The organism is Thermoactinomyces daqus (assembly GCF_000763315.1).
GTDB lineage: Bacteria > Bacillota > Bacilli > Thermoactinomycetales > Thermoactinomycetaceae > Thermoactinomyces_A > Thermoactinomyces_A daqus.
The window spans coordinates 1-19,084 of the sequence record NZ_JPST01000003.1; the positions used below are offsets into that span (position 1 = coordinate 1).

Annotated in this window: 19 protein-coding genes; 7 read left to right on the plus strand and 12 right to left on the minus strand. The window is 48.7% G+C overall.

Annotation, left to right across the window (positions count from 1 at the left end; translation table 11 throughout):
* Positions 1-19 precede the first annotated feature (19 nt).
* Complete coding sequence (locus JG50_RS0100440) at positions 20-1,441, minus strand: non-oxidative hydroxyarylic acid decarboxylases subunit C (RefSeq protein ID WP_033099152.1); 1,422 nt, start codon at positions 1,439-1,441, stop codon at positions 20-22.
* Positions 1,431-2,024, minus strand: coding sequence for a non-oxidative hydroxyarylic acid decarboxylases subunit B (locus tag JG50_RS0100445; protein WP_033099153.1), 594 nt, complete (start codon positions 2,022-2,024; stop codon positions 1,431-1,433). The genes JG50_RS0100440 and JG50_RS0100445 overlap by 11 nt, the downstream gene beginning before the upstream one ends.
* 226 nt (positions 2,025-2,250) lie before the next feature.
* On the opposite strand from JG50_RS0100445, the gene JG50_RS0100450 reads away from it, so the two are divergent.
* The 3 genes from JG50_RS0100450 (at position 2,251) to JG50_RS0100460 (ending at position 4,457) form a co-directional block, all read left to right on the plus strand.
* Positions 2,251-3,123, plus strand: coding sequence for a LysR family transcriptional regulator (locus JG50_RS0100450; RefSeq protein ID WP_033099154.1), 873 nt, complete (start codon positions 2,251-2,253; stop codon positions 3,121-3,123).
* 125 nt (positions 3,124-3,248) lie between these two features.
* Entirely contained in the window at positions 3,249-4,178 is a 930-nt protein-coding gene (locus JG50_RS0100455) for a DUF1385 domain-containing protein (RefSeq protein ID WP_052153886.1), read from the plus strand.
* Positions 4,179-4,196: 18 nt separating this feature from the next.
* Positions 4,197-4,457: a hypothetical protein gene (locus JG50_RS0100460; RefSeq protein ID WP_033099156.1), complete on the plus strand. Its 261-nt coding sequence runs from the start codon at positions 4,197-4,199 to the stop codon at positions 4,455-4,457.
* Positions 4,458-4,501: 44 nt separating this feature from the next.
* On the opposite strand, the gene JG50_RS0100465 is transcribed toward JG50_RS0100460, so the two are convergent.
* From JG50_RS0100465 to JG50_RS0100480, 4 genes are all read right to left on the minus strand, one after another.
* Positions 4,502-5,479 carry a patatin-like phospholipase family protein gene (locus JG50_RS0100465; RefSeq protein WP_081943625.1) on the minus strand — a complete coding sequence of 326 codons (978 nt, stop codon included), beginning with the start codon at positions 5,477-5,479 and terminating at the stop codon, positions 4,502-4,504.
* A gap of 53 nt (positions 5,480-5,532) precedes the next feature.
* Entirely contained in the window at positions 5,533-5,964 is a 432-nt protein-coding gene (mntR, locus tag JG50_RS0100470) for a transcriptional regulator MntR (RefSeq protein ID WP_033099157.1), read from the minus strand.
* Between the two features lie 63 nt (positions 5,965-6,027).
* On the minus strand, positions 6,028-6,579 hold the full coding sequence (locus tag JG50_RS0100475) for an NADPH-dependent FMN reductase (RefSeq protein WP_033099158.1): 552 nt from the start codon (positions 6,577-6,579) through the stop codon (positions 6,028-6,030).
* 222 nt (positions 6,580-6,801) lie between these two features.
* The gene (locus JG50_RS0100480; RefSeq protein ID WP_033099159.1) at positions 6,802-7,269 is read right to left on the minus strand and encodes a hypothetical protein; all 468 of its coding nucleotides are present in this window, start codon (positions 7,267-7,269) and stop codon (positions 6,802-6,804) included.
* A 221-nt stretch (positions 7,270-7,490) separates the two neighbouring features.
* On the opposite strand from JG50_RS0100480, the gene JG50_RS0100485 reads away from it, so the two are divergent.
* The gene (locus tag JG50_RS0100485; RefSeq protein ID WP_052153850.1) at positions 7,491-8,111 is read left to right on the plus strand and encodes an aromatic amino acid lyase; all 621 of its coding nucleotides are present in this window, start codon (positions 7,491-7,493) and stop codon (positions 8,109-8,111) included.
* Between the two features lie 181 nt (positions 8,112-8,292).
* A complete protein-coding gene (locus JG50_RS21035; protein WP_052153851.1) occupies positions 8,293-8,586 on the plus strand; it encodes a DivIVA domain-containing protein in 294 nt (97 codons plus the stop codon).
* A gap of 98 nt (positions 8,587-8,684) precedes the next feature.
* Here JG50_RS21035 and JG50_RS0100495 read toward each other — a convergent pair whose 3' ends face one another.
* The 3 genes from JG50_RS0100495 to JG50_RS0100505 all read right to left on the minus strand — a co-directional run bounded on the left by JG50_RS0100495 (position 8,685) and on the right by JG50_RS0100505 (position 14,161).
* Positions 8,685-9,851, minus strand: coding sequence for a lactate 2-monooxygenase (locus JG50_RS0100495; RefSeq protein ID WP_033099160.1), 1,167 nt, complete (start codon positions 9,849-9,851; stop codon positions 8,685-8,687).
* Positions 9,852-9,985: 134 nt separating this feature from the next.
* Positions 9,986-10,717 carry a metallophosphoesterase gene (locus JG50_RS0100500; RefSeq protein WP_033099161.1) on the minus strand — a complete coding sequence of 244 codons (732 nt, stop codon included), beginning with the start codon at positions 10,715-10,717 and terminating at the stop codon, positions 9,986-9,988.
* Between the two features lie 171 nt (positions 10,718-10,888).
* On the minus strand, positions 10,889-14,161 hold the full coding sequence (locus JG50_RS0100505; RefSeq protein ID WP_235281570.1) for a vitamin B12-dependent ribonucleotide reductase: 3,273 nt from the start codon (positions 14,159-14,161) through the stop codon (positions 10,889-10,891).
* A gap of 109 nt (positions 14,162-14,270) precedes the next feature.
* Between JG50_RS0100505 and JG50_RS0100510 the strand changes: the two genes are divergently transcribed.
* The gene (locus JG50_RS0100510; RefSeq protein ID WP_033099163.1) at positions 14,271-14,453 is read left to right on the plus strand and encodes a hypothetical protein; all 183 of its coding nucleotides are present in this window, start codon (positions 14,271-14,273) and stop codon (positions 14,451-14,453) included.
* Between the two features lie 23 nt (positions 14,454-14,476).
* Positions 14,477-15,319, plus strand: coding sequence for a D-amino-acid transaminase (gene dat / locus JG50_RS0100515; protein WP_033099337.1), 843 nt, complete (start codon positions 14,477-14,479; stop codon positions 15,317-15,319).
* Positions 15,320-15,331: 12 nt separating this feature from the next.
* Here dat and JG50_RS0100520 read toward each other — a convergent pair whose 3' ends face one another.
* The 3 genes from JG50_RS0100520 to cdaS form a co-directional block, all read right to left on the minus strand.
* Entirely contained in the window at positions 15,332-17,188 is a 1,857-nt protein-coding gene (locus JG50_RS0100520) for a hypothetical protein (protein WP_033099164.1), read from the minus strand.
* A gap of 323 nt (positions 17,189-17,511) precedes the next feature.
* Complete coding sequence (locus JG50_RS0100525) at positions 17,512-18,327, minus strand: lipoate--protein ligase family protein (protein ID WP_033099165.1); 816 nt, start codon at positions 18,325-18,327, stop codon at positions 17,512-17,514.
* An 80-nt stretch (positions 18,328-18,407) separates the two neighbouring features.
* A complete protein-coding gene (gene cdaS / locus JG50_RS0100530) occupies positions 18,408-19,049 on the minus strand; it encodes a sporulation-specific diadenylate cyclase CdaS (protein WP_033099338.1) in 642 nt (213 codons plus the stop codon).
* Positions 19,050-19,084 lie beyond the last annotated feature (35 nt).

Genomic DNA, 19,084 nt, shown 5'->3' on the forward strand with positions numbered 1-19,084 from the left:
ATTACAGGAATGCTCCTTTTTACTTTCTAAGCATATCACCCAGGATCTTCTCCCATTTCTCCGTACCCAAAGGAGAATCGAGCGGCTGGGAATAATGCCCTCTCGTTTCCGGAGCCACCGGTGTTGTTGCATCAAGAATCATTTTATGCGTAATGCCGGCCGGATTGGAGCCGGGGTCAAGCGGAAGAACCGACAGATCCGGAATGATGACGGCATCGTGTTTCGGGTGCATCTTCGTCGATAAAGCCCACATCACCTGCGGAAGATTAAACGGATCGACATCTTCGTCGACGACGATGACAAGCTTGCAATATCCCAAACCGTGCGGTGTCGTCAACGCCCGCATCCCCACCGCTTTGGCAAAACCGCCGTAACGGCGTTTGGTGGAAATAATGGCAACGAGGCCATGGGTATACATGGCATTGACTGCGACAATTTCTTCCGGGAACGCTTCTTTCAGTTGTTGATAAAGAGGAACGCACGTGTTGATGCCGATCATATAATCGACTTCCGTCCAGGGCATGCCTAAATACAGATGTTCAAAGATGGGATTTTTACGGTGGTACACGCGTTTGATCTGGATCACAGGCATGCTTCTCCCGCCGGAATAATGGCCGGTAAATTCTCCAAACGGACCTTCGAATTCACGCACTCCGGCCAGGATTTCCCCTTCCAATACCACTTCTGCACCCCAGGGGATATCGAGATCGGAAAGTTTCGCTTTGACGACCTTATACGGTTCTCCTTGAATGGCACCGGCCATTTCATATTCGGATTGATCGTATAAGAGCGGTGTGGCGGCAACAGTGGAAATCACCGGTTCACAACCGAGCGCAATCGCAACCGGCAAATTTTCGCCCCGCTCTTCCGCCTGCCGCAAATGAATGCCAATATCGTGTTGCGGAACCGGTTGAATTCCCAGACGGTCTTTTCCTTTTACCTGCATTCTGTAAATCCCCACGTTTTGCTTGCCGAAATGCTCAGGATCATTCACATCGCGCGAGATGACACAGGCTTTGTCAATATAAAAACCCCCGTCGCCCTGGTTTAGACGAAACACAGGAAGAATCTCGAACAGGTTGATGTTTTCCGTAATTTCAACTTCATGAAAAGGAGCGGTTTCTTCCCGCTGGACGGGAACCGGAAACTGGCTGTAGCGACGGGCGAACTCAAAAAACTGTTCTTTTAGCGGCGTATTTTTGGGCAGTCCCATCATCAGAGCATGATTCGGCCAAGAACCATGGAGATTCATGACCACGCGGGCATTTTTGTATCCGTATATATTATTGAACAAAAGTGCGGGGGTCTGATCTCCCAGATTGCTGATCGCACGGGCTGCCGCCCCGAGATCAGGCTCGGGTTTCACCTCATCACTGATCGTCAGCAGTTGCCCTTCTTTTTCCAATGTCGCCAGAAAGTCGCGCAAATCTTTATATGCCATCTTCATTCCCTCCCTTTGATTGCGAATGCATTCCTTCCCATCTCTTTGCTCCCGGCAGATGAATTCCAAACTGATCAAGCGCCCGAAAAGCGATATGGTCAACCAGGTCATCCAAATTTTTGGGAAGATTATAAAAAGCAGGCATCGGCGGGAAAATAACGGCTCCCATTCGCGACAGTTCCAACATATTTTCAAGATGAATGGTACTGAGAGGGGTTTCCCGCGTCATCAACAAAAGCTTTTTTCTTTCTTTCAGAATGACATCGGCGGCACGGGTCAGGAGATTATCTGCCAACCCGATGCGGATGGAAGCCAGGGTCTTCATGCTGCATGGAGCAACAATCATCCCGTCAACCTGAAAAGATCCGCTCGATATTTTGGCTGCCTGATCCTTGTAAGAATAAGTATAGTCCGCAAGTTTTTCCACATCTTTAACCGAGTAAGGTGTTTCCAACCGGATGGTCGCTGCGGCCCACGGAGAGAGAACCAAATGGGTTTCCACTCCAGCTTCTTTCAGCAACTGAAGGGTGCGCACCCCGAAAATCGCCCCCGTGGCACCGGACATCCCCAATATAATCCTCATCCCGCCCCTCCTTTCTATCAATCAACGCTTTTTTAAAGTAGCCTTTACAAATTTAAAGTATACTCCTCTTTTTGCCATATTTGAAATATCTAAAAAACATACATATAATACTTTTAAAGTATATACTAAGAGGTCTGTTGATTAATTAAATACAAGAATGGGATGGAGTGATTTTTGAACGTTGGCAACCTCCATCCTGACTTCTGAACGGAGAGAAGGAGAACGAATGGATATTCGCCAGTTAAAATATTTTGTTGCCATCGCCGAAGAAAAAACGATTACAGGTGCGGCGAGACAGCTTCATATGGCACAGCCTCCGCTGAGCAGGCAGCTGAAGAGAATGGAAGAGGAGCTGGGGGTTACTCTGTTTGAACGGAATAAAAAGAAATGCTTGACGCTTACCCATGAGGGCGAACTGTTTCTGAAAAGAGCAAAAGAAACGCTCAATCATCTGGAAACGGCCATTGTGGAAGTCCGGGAGTTAAGGGAAAGGGTCAGCGGAACCCTGGCGGTCGGGTCCACCATATATTGCGCTTCCTTGATGCTGGAAAAAGTGATGCTCCTTCGGAAACGCAATCCCGCTCTCACCTTCAACATTTGGGAAGGGGAGTCTCCCCGTTTGCTTGAGCTATTGGAAAGCCGACAGATTGAAATCGCGATTGCCACCAGTTCGGTTTCCGGGCGCAATATCGAAAAGCGCGTTTTGCCAGCGGACCCCTGTGTTCTTGTTTTGCCGGAAAAATGGACGGTTCCGTACGACACATATACGGAACTGGCCAATATCTCCGACTTGCCCCTGATTCTGCTTCGTCCCCTGCACGGCAAAGGGTTGTATGATCAGATCATCAATGAGTTTCAACGTTTGGAACGAGAACCGAATATTCTGTGCGAATGCCATGACTCCGCCATGCTGCTCAGTCTGGTCTCAGCCGGATTCGGTGCAACAATCCTCCCTTTGTCCATGCTTTCACTCAATCCTTTCGGCAATTTTAAAATTCTCCGTTTCAAGAATGATCCTTTGGTGATGGAACCGGCTGTCATTTGGAGAGCCAACAGCTATTTATCCAGATCAGCCAAGGAGTTTTTGCATTTGTTTTAGTTTCACCTTATGTTAGAATAAAACCACCAAATGTTTGTTCCTTCCAGATAAAATGAAGGTGGTGCAACCAGAAATTGGCTGACAAACCTGTAGCATATGGCGGGCAAGCGGTCGTTGAGGGCGTGATGTTTGGCGGCCGTTATGCACAAGTGACCGCCGTGAGGCGAAAAACTGGGGAAATCGAGTTTTTTGAGGTGAAAAAACAAGGACAACCCGGCTTGAAGTGGTTAAGCAAAATTCCGCTTGTGCGTGGAATTGTTGCTCTGGTATTGGCCAGTGCCTCCGGGGCAAAGCATTTGCAGTTTGCATCTGACATGTTCGAACGCGATCATGATGAGGAAGCGGAATCAGCCGATGAGACCGTACAGGAGAATCAATCAAGTTCCAAATGGGGGATGATTCTCGGTGTCGCCATGGTCGGCATTTTGTCCCTGCTCATCGGAAAAATGGTCTTTACCGCCCTGCCCGCCTTTCTCGCCAGCATCCTGTTTGACCGTTTCGTGCATAGTATGTTTTTGCAGAGTTTAATTGAAGGAGCCATTAAAACCATCCTTCTGCTTGCCTACCTTTGGGGCATCTCATTTACCCCCTTGATCAAGCGCGTTTTTCAATACCACGGTGCCGAGCATAAAGTGATTACCGCCTTTGAACGAGGGGAAGAATTAACCGTAACGAATGTGCAAAAACATTCCACGCTTCATTACCGCTGCGGAAGCAGTTTTATCATTCTCTCGATCATCGTCGGTGTCATCCTCTACTCATTTTTCACTTACCATAGCGTATGGGATCGCATCCTGATTCGCCTGGCGCTGATTCCGCTCGTAATCGGCCTTTCCTACGAGCTTTTACGGATGACAAACGCCGTTAAAGATATCCCGATTCTAGCCTGGCTCGGATATCCGGGACTTTGGTTGCAAAAATTGACAACAAAAGAGCCGACCGACGATCAGGTGGAAGTGGCAATTGCTGCGTTTAACCGCATGCGGGAACTGGACGCCCAAGCAGAAGCACGCCTGGCCAACGGCGTTCAGCGCACCACGCCAGCATTTAATTAAAAAGGGGTGGGGTTGATAATGAAATCAGCCAAAGCTTGGCATTACCTCATTCTCGGCTTGGCAGGTCTCGGTTTTGTGGTTCAGCTGATCAGGGCACCCTTCTCGATTTTGCTGCCTGTGATCATTATTGCGCTGATCTATTTCCTGTTTAAGACACCCCCACAGTGGTTGCTCAGATTCACTTCTGCCCATCCACCGCTCGCGAAAAAAAACAAAGGCAAAAAAGCCCGCAAAAAGAAAAGGCCGTTTCAGGTGATTGACGGAAACAAAAAATATTAAACTCCCCAGCCACCGCCTAGGACTTGCGGAATAAGGGCTGTTTTTTACCCGTTTCCGGCCTTGTCACCAGGGCGCAGATTGTAGGAAATCCCCTGTTTTTTCGCGCGGTCGGCCAAATGTTTGCGGTAATCCCATGTACTGAAGAAACTCTCTGCTGCCCGGGCCCCCGCCTGAAACAGCTCCCTCTTTTTTTCTGCCGATAATGAAAAATCAGTTAATTTAATCCCCAAAGTGGGCACTTGAATCGTCCGCACCCCATCGTGTTCCTTAATGTAGCGGTTATCATGCGCATCCATCATGGTCAAAAAAATGGAAATAAACATGCTGAACGGCCCCTCGATTTCGTGAAAAGCTTTTTCATCCGGTGAAAAAAGCCGAAAACCGAGAGTGGGCCAGCGTGGATTTTCCCGGTCAAAGATCCAGACAGGGAAATTGCTCAGGACTGCACCATCCACGATATAGCATGGTTTTCCACTCGGTTTGTGCAACAGTTTCACCGGATCAAAAAAATAAGGAATGCTGCAACTCATGCGAACCACTCTCGCCACGGAAAATGCTCCGGGATCATACCCATATTCCGTCAAATCATGTGGCAATACGAGCAAACGCCCGCGCGTGATATCCGATGCGATCAGGTGAACAGGCACCTCTTCCCCGAAATCATCGAAGGTGGCAATCCCCTTCTGCAAAAGGAGTTTCTCCACCCATTTTTCCAGGGCATCGCCGGAATAAAATCCTTTCTTAATCCATAAGCTGAGTGCCGGTCCCAGATAGGGAATACGCCCATACCAAGTCCGGATTAAAAATTCAGAAAAATCCTTTTGAAGCAAGATCTCATACAATTCCTTCGCCGTGTATCCGGCTGCCGATAACGTCGCAATCATGGCCCCTGCGGAAGTGCCGGCCACCTTTTTCCATCTGTATCCATGATCTTCGGCCACAGACAGGGCACCGACAAGCCCGATCCCCTTCACTCCCCCGCCTTCAAAGACAGCATCGGCCCAAACCTCATTTCCTTCCATCCCCATCCTCCTAGCAAAAAATGAATGAAAAAACCCAAGGACGAGTCCATGGGTTAGCGTGATTCATCATCAGCGTCTGCTTCTTTTATTGTATGCAAATGTTTTACCAAATCCGGATTATTTTCCAATAACCGAACCAAATTTTCGATACAGGTGATTGAATCCCAGCTCAAATGGTGTTCGATGCCTTCAACATCATGGTAAATCTGTTCCTCGCTGACGCCGATCAACCGCAAAAATTCCTCCAGCAAATGATGGCGGTCAACCAGCCGTTTTCCTATTTTTTTCCCTTTGGGGGTCAGAACCAAACCACGATATTTTTCGTAAACAAGATAATTACTCTGATCCAGTTTTTGCACCATTTTCGTGACAGATGAGGGGTGTACCTCCAACGCTTCGGCAATATCGGAGACTCTTGCGTATCCCTTTTGTTCAATTAACTTGTAAATGTTCTCCAAGTAATCTTCCATACTCGGTGTCGTCATTTAAGAGGTCCCCCTATCCGTCCAAAATTGATTCTCCATGCCATGCCTCCCGTCTCAAGCGGTTTATCGCGTCAAAACGCCATGGCGTGTGATTGTGGCCACCAGATTTTGCCCCAGTTCTTCCAATCGCTTTTGCAATTTTTCATCCTTGAGGGTTCCGTCCGGATTAAAGGCCATATAAGATTGGGGAACCGACGGCATCGAGGGCAGAGGCCAAGCATGCAGTGTACGGCAGATGATATTTAAAGTATTGACTGTGTTGGTTGCCCCCATTGCCCCGCCGGCAGTGCCCACCAAAGCGACAAATTTCCCTTCAAGTTCGCGTGCACCGATAAAATCAAGGGCATTTTTCAAAACCCCGGAGATGCTGCCGTGGTATTCGGGAGAACCTAGGATAAATCCATCTGCTTCCAACATTTTTTTCTTAAACAAGTGAACATTGTCGGGATAAGTGGATTCATCCGAACGAGCGTCATAAATCGGCAACGGGTTTTTCCGCAGATCAAATACCTCGACCTCGGCTCCGGCCTTACGTGCCGCTTCCGCCACGATGCCTACAGCCAGATGGGTTGTCGAATTGGTGCTCAAACTCCCCGGAACAGCTAATATTTTCATTCCGTCCACACTCCTCTTTTCAGGAAATATGTATTTATCGTCTTTTTTATAAAATACCCATAAACATCAATATGGTTTTGCACGTTACAGTATATCGAATTTGTCTCCTCATTTCTACAAAAAAACAAAAACGATCAATCACTTCCCCGCGCAGTCCGGGGATGAAAAGAGAAGTCATACAGAAAAAGCCACCCGCCAGGCAGCTTTTAAAATGAAAAAAAATCATGAAATGGAATGAGAAGCGAAACGGATATAATCAACCAGCAATTCTCCCTTCGCAAGCAAAAAGACCACAGTGGCGAATCGCGTTTTCGCAGGAGGAGGCGGAACGATCGAAAAATAAGAATACCAGCTGGAAGAGCCGGCCGGCGGTTCTATCAACAGCGGTGTTGTGCGAATCAGATTTTTTCTCCCGTCCAAATAGGATACCGCGGCATACAATATGGCTTCGCCACCACCGGACGTGACATTGAGAACGCGGAAATTCAAATAATAGGAACATTCTTCTTCAAACTCACCCGGGATGGTCTGTTTTAACACTGCGTGGTTGGTCGCACTGCCTTTCATCAGAACGGAAACGTCCCCTTCTTGAAACGGGTTCTTGACCCACTTGATTCCCGTTCCCGTCCAAGGGAAAATTCCACTCCGAAAGTTGCCGTTTTTAAGAAGATTGCGGTTGGTGCAAGGCATGCTTTCCTACACCTCCCAACTAAACCCGTTTTCTTAACTTATGCATCTTTTTCTGTTGCGGTGAAAAGTGATCCGGCAAGATAGACGTGCCCCCGTTTGATTGCCTATAATAATAGGCAAACAAGTTTATAGAGGATGCTCTGAAGAAAGGAGGGTCGGGCCAACGCCTAACCCTCCTTTCTCTTGTATTCTCTAATTAAATAAAAAGGGAAAGTGATAATATGACGAAGAAACCGGCCATTTTCATTTACGGGGACCGCTTAACTTTCCAGCAATTTGCGGAAGTTGTTTTCAACAAAGCACCAGTGGAACTCTCCGACTGCGCGATTGAACGGATGGAGGCATCGCAGAAATATGTGGCGAAATTACTTTCCGACGAAAGGGCAGTTTACGGAATCTCCACCGGATTCGGAAAGTTGTGTGACGTTTTGATCGCCCCGGAAGAAGTGCACAATTTGCAGCACAATCTGCTGAAAAGCCATGCCTGCGGTGTCGGTGAACCTTTGCCGGAAGAAGTGGTGCGCGGGACGATGTTGCTCCGCATCAACGCGCTGGCCAAAGGTTTCTCCGGAATCCGTCCGTCCGTTGTGCAAATGCTCATCTCGCTTTTAAATCACGAAGTTCATCCGGTGATCCCGTCCCAGGGTTCTCTCGGTGCAAGTGGTGACCTGGCGCCTCTTTCCCATATGTGTCTTCCTCTCATCGGCCTGGGTGATGTGATTCACGACGGGCATCGAATCCCTGCCAAAGAAGCGACAGGCACTGGAATTTTCCAGCAAATCATGCGGAAGGGGAACACTGATTGCACGGGAGCTTTTGCGCCGACACGTTCCTCCGCCTGACGATGACCGTGAAGGACATGCAGAGATCAACATCGCCGCTCACCTGATCAAAAGCGGTTCTCTGGTTAAAGCGGTTGCGGAAAGACTGGATCTCCAGATCTAACAGGGCCGAATAGAATATTTACCGTTTTGAATATAAATACTATAATGAATTTAATAGAATGTTTAAGGAGGTTCCCGTATGCCCCGCTTGACGGCCGAAGAGATTCACGGAAAAGAATTCAAACGAGCGAAACGCGGTTATGATATCGATGATGTAAACGAATTTCTCGACGAAATTATCAAAGATTATTTGGAATTTGAACAAAATGAGGAGTCGGTTCATCACCAGGAATTTTTCCTCCGGATGGAAGAATGGATGGAACAATTGCTGTATGAAGTGCAGCAGTTAAAAGAAGAAAACCGCCTTTTGCGTGAGCAGCTCTCAGCTCTTGCTATCAACCCGGATTACCCGGCCCCTCCCTATTATCGCTGATGGAATCGGATCGGCCACAAGCGAAAAAGAACGGATTTCTTAGAGGAAATCCGTTCTTCATCGCGGTTTTCGATTTAATCCGGCAGAGCAATAAAGGTTCAAAGGAACAGCTGATCCGCTTTCACCAAAATGGAGCGGTTGAGATCCGCCAGAGAGGAAAAGCCTGCCAACGCCATGGTCAGATTAAAATCAGCCAACAAATTGCGGACCACATGCCGCACTCCGTCCTGTCCGCCCAACGCCAGGCCGAACACATAAGGACGTCCGACCAGAACTGCACTCGCCCCCAGAGCCAGCGCTTTGATCATATCCGCGCCACGACGGATCCCGCTGTCCATGAGAACCGGAATTCTCCCTTTTACCGCATCGACAACCGGCCCCAGCGCATCCAGGACGGCGATCGCCCCGTCCACTTGCCGTCCCCCGTGATTGGAGACGATAATGCCATCGATTCCGTGTTTGAGCGCGAGTTCCGCGTCCCCGGGATGCAAAATTCCTTTTAACAAAATCGGCAATCGCGTATGTTTGCGCAAAAAAGGGAGATCATCCCACGTTAAGCTCTCATTTCCGAAAATCTGTGCCCAATAAAGGATCGCCTCTTCAAGGTCTGTTTCGGGCGGCTTGGAAAGCTTCGCCCGAAAAGCGGGGTCGGACAAATAATTGCCGATTCCTTCTCCCAGCAAAAAAGGCAAATAACCCTGATTGATGTCATTTTCGCGCCATGCCATCATCGGTGTGTCCAATGTCACGACAATAGCCGCATACCCCGCCCTTTCCGCCCGTTCCAGAAGACTCGCGGCCACATCCTGATCCCTGCTCCAATATAACTGAAACCATCTGGGGGCATCGCCCATCACCCGGGCAATCTTTTCCAGCGAATGAGTGGAAGCAGTGCTGGCGACAAATGGAACGCACAGTTCAGCTGCCGCCTTGGCCGCACCCAGCTCTCCTTCGGGATGGATGATCGACTGCACCCCGACCGGCGCCAAGAGCAAAGGATAATCATAAGTTTGTCCAAACAGCTGTACGCGAAAATCGCGTTTGGATACATCCCGAAGCATTCGCGGCACGATTTGCCACTTTTGAAAAGCACGGCGATTGGCACGTCCCGTATCCTCTGCCCCGGCTCCTCCCTCCACGTAATAAAACGGCCCCTCCTCCAGCACGTCTCTCGCTTTATCCACAAGTTCTTCATAACGGACAGGATATTTTGCTTTTTTAAACCGGCGATACAACTCAAACTGCACCCGATTGCCAAAGTGCATCAAACCTTCCTCCTCTGCCTGTGACAAGTAGCTTTCAAAACAGGAAAGATCTCTGCCCAAACAAAATTTTATACTAATTCTGAATTCATAGGCAAAAAATAAAGGAGAGCATTTCACCCTCCCTTATACACAGATCAATCCCGGATTTTGACGGGACAGAAATCGACCGCATCGCAGGCGACCAGCCGCAGGGTAATGCCATCCACTTCTCCCTGAATCGCATCTTCCCCCGCTTTGCCGTGAAGATGCCCATAGATGCACATCCGAACACCAAATTCCTTCATCACATCCATAAACCCCGATTCCGTCGATGTTTTGGTAATCGGAGGAAAATGCAGCATCACGATCTTTTCTTTGTCCGGATGATCTTTTTGCGCTGCTTCCAGAGCAATTCTCAGCCGTCCCACCTGCCGCTCATAAATCTTTCTGTCTTCGTCTTCCTTAAAAAAGCGGTCCCCCGGCAATGTCCAGCCGCGTGTTCCTGCCACCACCTTGCCCTCGACCAGGGTATAGTCGGCATCGATCCATTCCATTCTCTCCGGCAAGGCAGCGCGCACTTTCTTTTTGCTGCTCACATAATAACAATGATTGCCCGGGGACAACACTTTTTTTCCCGGCAACTGGCTGATCCAGCCGAAATCAAAGCGGGCCACTTCCAATTTCATCGCCCAGCTGATATCTCCGGGAATGAGGACGGTATCATCCTGGCTGACCACCCTTAGCCAATGATCACGGATCTTCTCATAATGTCGGTCCCAACCGAAGAGATCCATCGGTTTTTCAATGTCCTGCACCGGATCTATATCATACAGCGTGACCGCCCTTTTAAATGATAAATGAAGATCGCTTAGCGCATAAATAGCCAAAATGCTTCACACCCTTATGTATTCGTCTCGGACCGCATCCATTGTGATCGTTACCATTAATCTTTGCAAACAGCCCTTATTCAATCATGAAGGGAAAGGATTGGCAAAGTCAATAGACCGGGACGAAAACCGAAAAAAAGCACCCCGGCAAAAGGGTGCTTTTCATGGGAATCAAGAGCAGCCGGTGGTGGAGCCGCAATCGAGACACACATAACAGGAACCGTTTCGCTTTGTCATCCCGCCGCACTCGATGCAAAGTGGTGCCCCGCTGCTGGCACGGATCGCATCGAGATTGCAGGTGGATAAAGCAGCCTCATGGCTGTGGCTGTTATTCTCCCGGCTGGTGTGCTGTCCGCCGCCATCCGGCTCCTTCTCTGCATTCTTTTTCTTATCCTTGTTCGCATAATATCGAAGCTCTTCTTTTGCCGGCGGTACCTGAACGAAATCGGTTCTCCCCAGATATTCCATTCCGAGCAACCGGAACACATAATCAATGACAGACGTCGCCATTTTGATATTTGGATGCTCCACGATCCCCGCCGGTTCAAAACGGGTGAAAGTAAGGGAATTCACATATTTCTCCAGCGGAACGCCATGCTGCAGACCAAGCGATACGGCCACGGCAAAAGCATCCAGCATTCCGCGCATCGTGCTCCCCGCCTTGTGCATATCGATGAAGATTTCACCCAGCGATCCGTCTTCATATTCACCGGTGCGGACAAAGATTTTTTGTCCGGAAATTCTCGCTTCCTGGGTAAATCCTTCCCGTTTGCGCGGAAGGCGGCGGCGGATGCTGGGCACATGCCCGGTGGCAACCACTTCTTTCAGCGTTTGCCCCGTTTCTGCCGCGGACGGTTTCACCTCATTTTTTTCATCCTCTTCTTTTTTATCTCCGCGACTGTTTAGCGGCTGCGAACTCTTGGAACCGTCCCGGTACAGGGCAACGGCTTTAAGGCCCAGCTTCCATCCTTGTTCATAAGCATGCAAAATATCTTCAACCGTCGCTTCATGGGGCATGTTGATCGTTTTGGAAATCGCCCCGCTCAAAAACGGCTGGGCGGCTGCCATCATCCGCAGATGCCCCATGTAGTGGATAAAGCGGGTGCCGTGTTTTCCGCATGGATTTGCCGTATCGAAGACCGGATAATGTTCTTCCCGTAGATGAGGTGCCCCTTCAATCGTCATCATCCCGCAAATGACATCGTTCGCTTCATCAATCTGCTTTTGGCTGAATCCGAGACTGCGAAGCACATCGAAATCGGCTTTGGCATACTGCTCCTCGGTAAACCCGAGCCGTTTCAGACATTCATCTCCGAGCGTGTGGCGGTTGAAAGCAAAAGGCAACTCAAATACAGTCGGTAGCACAGCTTCGATTTTTGCGAGGTCTTCATCGTTAAACCCTTTTTCTTTCAGGCTGTCCCGGTTGATATGCGGAGCACCGGAAAGCGACAGTGTACCGGTCACATATCGCAAAATGGCATCCTGCTCTTCTTTGCTGTAACCGAGATTTTGCAAAGCCGGACGGATCGACTGGTTGGCGATCTTGAAATATCCCCCGCCAGCCAGCTTTTTAAATTTGACCAGGGCGAAATCGGGTTCGATCCCCGTTGTATCGCAATCCATCAGCAAACCGATCGTTCCCGTCGGGGCGAGCAATGTTGTCTGCGCATTACGGTAACCGTATTTCTCTCCCAGCTCCAGTGCTTCATCCCAGGCCGCGCGCGCAGCTTTCAACAGAAAATCGGGGCAATGATCCGGATTGATGCCCATGGGCTTGATTTGCAAACCTTCATATTCCTCTTCCGGCGCCCCATATGCCGCCCGGCGATGATTGCGGATCACGCGCAGCATATGTTCGCGATTGATGGGAAAAGCCTTGAACGGGCCCAGTTCTTTCGCCATTTCTGCCGATGTGGCATAGGCGGTTCCGGTCATGATCGCCGTAATCGCCCCCGTGATGGCCAGCGCTTCATCAGAGTCATAAGGGATGCCCGACAGCATCAGCAACGTTCCGATGTTGGCATACCCCAATCCCAGTGTCCGGTACTGATAGGACAACTCGGCAATCTCTTTTGAAGGATATTGCGCCATCAATACCGAGATTTCCAGAACCATTGTCCACAGACGGCAGGCATGGCGGAAAGCTGCGATATCAAAATGGCAAGTTTCCGCATCGAAAAACTTCACCAGGTTGAGGGAGGCCAAGTTGCAAGCCGTATTATCTAGAAACATGTATTCAGAACACGGATTGGAGGCGTTAATCCGGTTATGCCGTGCTCCCAGTTTCCCGTCCATTCCTGCGGGAACAGTATGCCATTCATTGATGGTTCCGTCATATTGCACACCGGGATCAGCACATTCCCATGCAGCTTCTCCGATCTGCCGCCACAGCTCCTTTGCGGGCAGCCGTTTGCAGACTTCGCCGGTCGTGCGGTATTTCAGTTCCCAGTCTCCGCCTTCCTGCAATTTTTTAAAGAAAGAATGCGGAACCCGCACAGAGTTGTTGGAATTCTGACCCGATACGGTTTCATATGCTTCGCCGTTAAATGACGGATCATAACCGGCAGCAATCAGCGCCCTCACTTTTTTCTCTTCAACCGATTTCCAATTGATAAATTCCTCGATGTCCGGGTGATCCAGATCAAGGCAGACCATTTTGGCCGCCCGGCGGGTCGTTCCTCCTGATTTGATTGCTCCTGCCGCCCGATCACCGATCTTGAGGAAGGAAAGGAGCCCCGACGAAGTTCCACCGCCGGAAAGCGATTCCCCCTTCCCGCGGATCAGGGAAAAGTTGCTGCCCGTTCCGCTCCCGTATTTGAACAGACGGGCTTCTCTCACCCACAAATCCATAATGCCGTTTTCATTTACCAGATCGTCTTCCACTGACAAAATAAAACAAGCGTGGGGCTGCGGCCGTTCATAAGCGCTGTTTGATTTTTTCACTTCTTCCGTTTTCGGATCGACGTAATAGTGCCCCTGCGATTTGCCCGTAATCCCATAGGCAAAATGAAGTCCGGTGTTAAACCATTGCGGAGAGTTCGGAGCCGCCATCTGATGAAGGAGCATGTACACCAATTCATCATAAAACGCCTCGGCGTCCTCTTTACTATCAAAGTATCCGTTTTCTTCTCCCCATGCTTTCCAGCAACCGGCCAGACGGTGGATCACCTGTTTGACGCTCGTTTCCGCCCCCGTCACGGGCTGTCCGTTATCATCCATAAGCGGGTTCCCGGCTTCATCGTATTGTGGAACCCCCGCTTTACGGAAGTATTTGGAGATTAAAATATCCGACGCCACTTGAGACCAATCTTCGGGAACCTCTGCCCCTGTCATCTCAAAGACGACGGAACCGTCCGGATTGGTAATGCGGCAATCCCTTTTTGTATAGCGGACTGTTTCAAACGGGTCTTGTCTAGGTTGGGTAAAAAAGCGCTGTATCTTCATGAAGCCATTCCTCCGGTGCATAAGTATGTGTCAGAAATACTATATATAGAGATAATAACAGTATAACACTACTATATGTTGATACAAGTGTTATTTTTGGGAAGATCCATTGGCGATCGGAGAGGAAGCATCCTTTTTCCTGAAGGCATCTCATGTCTTTTTCGGCGCACCAGGGGATGAAAGTGAAGCAAAATCGGGCAAAAATGTTGCACCACTGACCCGCTCTGCAACACTTTCACAGAAAAAAAACAAGACTTGTTGTTTTCATTCACTTCAGGCAAACTATATTTAATATAGGAAGAAAGGATGAATCAAATGATCATTCTCTATGATGACCGCCTGATCAAACGTGAAGAAGCGAATATCGACATCGAAGACCGTGCATATCAGTTTGGAGACGGAATTTACGAAGTGATTCGCGTCTACCACGGAATACCTTTCTACTTAAATGAGCATCTTGAACGTTTCCAAAAAAGCGCCGATGCGATTCGTCTCTCCCTTCCCTATCCGATGGAAACCCTCGCGCAGAAACTGCTGGATCTGGCACGCGAAAATCAACTGGAGGAAGGAAACCTCTATCTGCAACTCAGCCGCGGAACCTCTCCACGCTCCCACGCCTTTCCCTCAGATGCCAAACCTCTGATCATCGGGTACACACAACCGGACAGCCGCCCGCTCACCGCTTTGCAAAACGGTGTCACTGCCATTACCGATGAAGACATCCGCTGGTTGCGCTGTGACATTAAAAGCCTCAACCTGCTGGGAGCCGTATTGGCTAAGCAAAAAGCGGTTGATCATGGCGCAAAAGAAGCGATTCTCGTCCGTAATGGCACGGTCACGGAGGGCAGTTCCACCAACATCTTTATGGTAAAAGGGCAAACCTTGTGGACGCATCCCGCCAACCACTTTATTTTACATGGTATCACCCGGAAGATCACTTTACAATTAGCGGAGTATTTGGGTATATCTGTAAAGCTTGAACCATTCTCCCCGTCACATCTGGCCGAAGCGGATGAAGTATTTTTGACCAGTACGACCATGGAAGTTTGCCCGATTGTGCAAATTGACGGAAAAGCAGTCGGAAATGGCAAACCCGGACCAATCACCCGCCAGTTGCAGAAAGCATTTGAAAAAGAGATTGAACGCGTTTGCCAATGAAAAAGGAGACCGTTAACTTTCACGGTCTCCTTTTTCGTCTTGCTGCTCTGTTTTATTTTCGACCAACCGGAATCCTTCAGCATCCCGCAAAGTAATATCCTCGATCATGACGGGTGTATCATTCGTATAGGTCAACGCAACCGAATTAGAATCATAAGTCAAGTTTACCGACAATTGATTAAAGTTGGACGTGATTGAAACTTGGAGTGGTTCTCCATCCTCAATGGACTTCCAGGGCACTTCCTGCTCTGCAACCTTTTGCGGCTGATCACCGATTTTATAGAGAGCGAATTTGTTCGTCTTCTTGTCCCAGACGAGACGGAAGTGACTGTTATCCACGGCTTCGATTTCCACACTGTACGAACCTTTCTCCTGCGGCGGAACAAACAGGAACGAAGAAGAAGCGGATGCATCCAACCGTACTTGCGACAGCGGATAAACCCCCAGCTGGTTGCGGCCTTGCGAATCCACATCCAGAAGTGCCTGGCCAAAATCGATTCGCCAGGGCTGTTGGTTCATCCACATCTGTTCAAACATGTTCTGATTTGTCACTTGGTTCACATCCGGATAAAAGAACTTGACCCCGTTGCCACCGCGGAAGTGAAGCGTATAATCCCCGCTCAGCCGGGTCACGACAACAGCCATCCATTTTTTCGATTTTCCTTCTTCTTCAATCGAAAGGCGAATCGGTTCATTAGGGAAATAATAAAGTTCAAAATTATATTTTTTGCCAGCCTCAACGCGGTACTGGTCACCGGAATCGCCGATCGGAATATACTGTCCTTTCATGATGTCATATAACTTGATTTTCCCTTCTTTATCTACGGCGAGCCCCAAAATATCGGATTTGTCGGGGGTTTCCAAATAACCTGTAAACCCGTTGAGCTGATTGAGAATAAATGAACCCTGAATGGCACTGTTCGGTTTGATCGGATACGGGTACTTAAAAGAGTTATTTTGATCATTGAAAGTAATCGACTGGAACAGTTGGCCATTCCCCGCTCCATTTTGTTTATCGTCCTGGGTGATCGGAGCAAACATATTCGCCAGCGTGCTGTCCTTCGCATCGCTGTAGCCGGCGTACCACTTCGTCACCGTCAGTGAGACCAGCACCAGCGCTGCTGCAGCAACTACAACCGTCGTCACCACTTTTTTCTTTCGGCTTCTTCTTGCCCTTCGGCTCAAATGGCTGCCTTCAGCCGAATTTACATGGCGCTCAACCTGAACCGAAAAATCTTCCAGCCCATTCTTTCGATCCAGGGCAAACATGGCAAGCTTGACAATTTTCGGCGGAATTTTTTTCGCTTCCAGTTGACGTTCAGATTGCTTCAGCCCCCCCATTGGTGCATGTCCCGTCAGGAGGTAAAAGAGCAATTCGCGCCATTTTTCATCATGACCGCTTTTTCCCGGCTCTTTCATATAATAAAACAAGATCAGCGGTTTCTGACCATTCAACAAAATATTCTTCGGATCAAGGGTAGCGCTGAGCGAAACCGGTAAACGATCCAAATCGCGCAATGTTTTCAAGCATTTGCTAACGACGCGAACAGCTGCTTCCGGATCCATTGCCCGTTCTTTGTTCACAATTAAAGGCAAGGGGTCTCCTGAAAAAGGAGGATGGACTAAAATGAGTTGTTCATCTTCTTCCATCACGTCTAAAATCGGGGCCAGATGGGGGTGCTGCATCCTGCGAAAAACATCCTTGTACCCGGAAGGCAAAGGACGGCGGGTTACTTTGATCGACTGAAGAAAGACTTGCGCCCCATCGGGAGATTTCGCCTGCAGAAGCTGTCCGGAAAAGAAATTGATTACATCTTCTACCTGAAACCTCTCATAATAACGACGCCTCGTGTGTAGTTCTTGTTTCAACGGCGTTTCCCCTAACCTTATATGGAATAAGTATAAAATAAAAAGAAAATAATATCATCACAACAAATTATGCTATCATAAGCGCTTGAAAAATCAAGTGCGATTTAAATAAATCAATTATAATTAGATATTTATATAATATTTAACACCTAAAGACGATTTGTTGATAAAATGCCCCTTCCCAATAAAATAGGACTCTTAAAAATTCAGAAAATACCCTACGTTCCCTATATTAAACGCTAAGTCTGTATAAATCAATCCATATTTAATAAAACACAGTCAAGCCAAACCCTCAACCGGCCCGGTCTCCTGTCGTTCCCCCATCAGCGGCGCAAATTCCACGCTTCTGTGCCATACCGATCCCTGACGAGAGAATGTACCAATTCGATCTCTTCATCGATGAGACTCCCTTGCTCCAACTTTACGTTCATCCCTTCCTGAAATCCTTCATAAAAGGCGGTGATCACTTCATCGATTGTGACCGGTTGTGTCCGCAGCCGGTTAATGGCAACCGCTTTTTCACAAAATGCCGCTTTCAGCCGTTCCCTGACCCGCTCAGAAGGAAATTCCAAAATAGCAAATAAGGTTTCTTCATCAAAATCCAACAAGATGGAGCCATGTTGCAAAATAACACCGCGTTGACGGATCTGTGCACTCCCTGCCGCTTTTTTCCCCTCGATTACCAGCTCATAATCGGAAGGCGAATCAAAACATGCCGCCGACAAGTGGTCTTTGTGCGTGCGCACCGGCGGGGACAGACGGGCGTTTAATCCCAATCGGCGAAATCCTTGCAACAATCCCTGACTGATCACCCGATACGACTCACTCACCGTTTTCGGCATGAGCGGATGGTCTTCCGAAATGATGACACTGTATGTTAATTCCTGATCATGCAGCACCGCTCTGCCACCGGTCATGCGCCGGACAAACCCGAGTCCGCGTCTTTCCAATTCATCCAGCCGGATTTCTTTTCTCCCTTTTTGAAAATACCCGATTGACAGCGTGGCAGGATTCCAACCATAAAAACGGACAGTGGGAGGCACTTTTCCTTCTCTGTGCAGATGCATGACCGCTTCATCGATGGCCATGTTTTCGGCACCGGAATATCGCTGATAAGGCAGAAAGCGCCATGTTTCCATTTTCACCCACTCCTTTTTCCCAAAACCCCCTTTCTCCCTGTATTATCATTGAAAATCCCGCCGGTTGCAAAACAAAAATATCAATGCCCCATCTGACTCTGCATTCCCTCATGGGTCAGCGGATACAGTTTTCCATCCAGGGCAAAAGAGATTCGCCCCGTCTCCTCGGACACGACAAGGACAAATGCATCCGTTTTTTCCGTCAGTCCCAATGCAGCACGATGACGGGTGCCGATCTTCATCTTATGACCGGAGGTCTTTTGGGAAAGAGGCAAAACATTGGCAGCAGACAAGATAAAATCTTCTTTTACCACAACTGCACCATCATGCAGCGGATTCCCCGGATAGAAAATCGTTTCCAGCAAGGGAGCCGATAATTGTGCACGAATCGGAATCCCTTCATGTATCCAGCTCTCAATCGGATCTTCCCTTTCCACCACAATCAAAGCTCCGTGCCGCTTCTTGGACAAGCGTTGGGCAGCGATCGCCAGCGCCGGGTAACGGCAGGTGTATGGAGCCAAATAGGTTTCAAAATAATAGGACGAAGCCACCTTTTGGATATTCGCAAACTGCTCGCTTACTCTGGAAAAATCACTCAGGATACAACAGCGGTTGTGTTCCAGTTCGTCCAGCAGGCGACCGATCTCCTGCTTCATCTGCTCCAAGATGGTCTGCAATTTCTCCCTTGTAACCGTTGACAATTCTTGCAAATAGGAATCCATGTTCTCAACCCCAACCTTCACATTCTGTCTCATCT

What these genes read in the sequence shown, in the direction of transcription:
- JG50_RS0100440 (WP_033099152.1), bottom strand. Translation starts at nt 1,441, where the DNA reads ATGGCATATAAAGATTTGCGCGACTTTCTGGCGACATTGGAAAAAGAA.
- JG50_RS0100445 (WP_033099153.1), bottom strand. Translation starts at nt 2,024, where the DNA reads ATGAGGATTATATTGGGGATGTCCGGTGCCACGGGGGCGATTTTCGGG.
- JG50_RS0100450 (WP_033099154.1), top strand. Translation starts at nt 2,251, where the DNA reads ATGGATATTCGCCAGTTAAAATATTTTGTTGCCATCGCCGAAGAAAAA.
- JG50_RS0100455 (WP_052153886.1), top strand. Translation starts at nt 3,249, where the DNA reads ATGTTTGGCGGCCGTTATGCACAAGTGACCGCCGTGAGGCGAAAAACT.
- JG50_RS0100460 (WP_033099156.1), top strand. Translation starts at nt 4,197, where the DNA reads ATGAAATCAGCCAAAGCTTGGCATTACCTCATTCTCGGCTTGGCAGGT.
- JG50_RS0100465 (WP_081943625.1), bottom strand. Translation starts at nt 5,479, where the DNA reads ATGGAAGGAAATGAGGTTTGGGCCGATGCTGTCTTTGAAGGCGGGGGA.
- mntR (WP_033099157.1), bottom strand. Translation starts at nt 5,964, where the DNA reads ATGACGACACCGAGTATGGAAGATTACTTGGAGAACATTTACAAGTTA.
- JG50_RS0100475 (WP_033099158.1), bottom strand. Translation starts at nt 6,579, where the DNA reads ATGAAAATATTAGCTGTTCCGGGGAGTTTGAGCACCAATTCGACAACC.
- JG50_RS0100480 (WP_033099159.1), bottom strand. Translation starts at nt 7,269, where the DNA reads ATGCCTTGCACCAACCGCAATCTTCTTAAAAACGGCAACTTTCGGAGT.
- JG50_RS0100485 (WP_052153850.1), top strand. Translation starts at nt 7,491, where the DNA reads ATGACGAAGAAACCGGCCATTTTCATTTACGGGGACCGCTTAACTTTC.
- JG50_RS21035 (WP_052153851.1), top strand. Translation starts at nt 8,293, where the DNA reads ATGCCCCGCTTGACGGCCGAAGAGATTCACGGAAAAGAATTCAAACGA.
- JG50_RS0100495 (WP_033099160.1), bottom strand. Translation starts at nt 9,851, where the DNA reads ATGCACTTTGGCAATCGGGTGCAGTTTGAGTTGTATCGCCGGTTTAAA.
- JG50_RS0100505 (WP_235281570.1), bottom strand. Translation starts at nt 14,161, where the DNA reads ATGAAGATACAGCGCTTTTTTACCCAACCTAGACAAGACCCGTTTGAA.
- dat (WP_033099337.1), top strand. Translation starts at nt 14,477, where the DNA reads ATGATCATTCTCTATGATGACCGCCTGATCAAACGTGAAGAAGCGAAT.
- JG50_RS0100525 (WP_033099165.1), bottom strand. Translation starts at nt 18,327, where the DNA reads ATGGAAACATGGCGCTTTCTGCCTTATCAGCGATATTCCGGTGCCGAA.
- cdaS (WP_033099338.1), bottom strand. Translation starts at nt 19,049, where the DNA reads ATGGATTCCTATTTGCAAGAATTGTCAACGGTTACAAGGGAGAAATTG.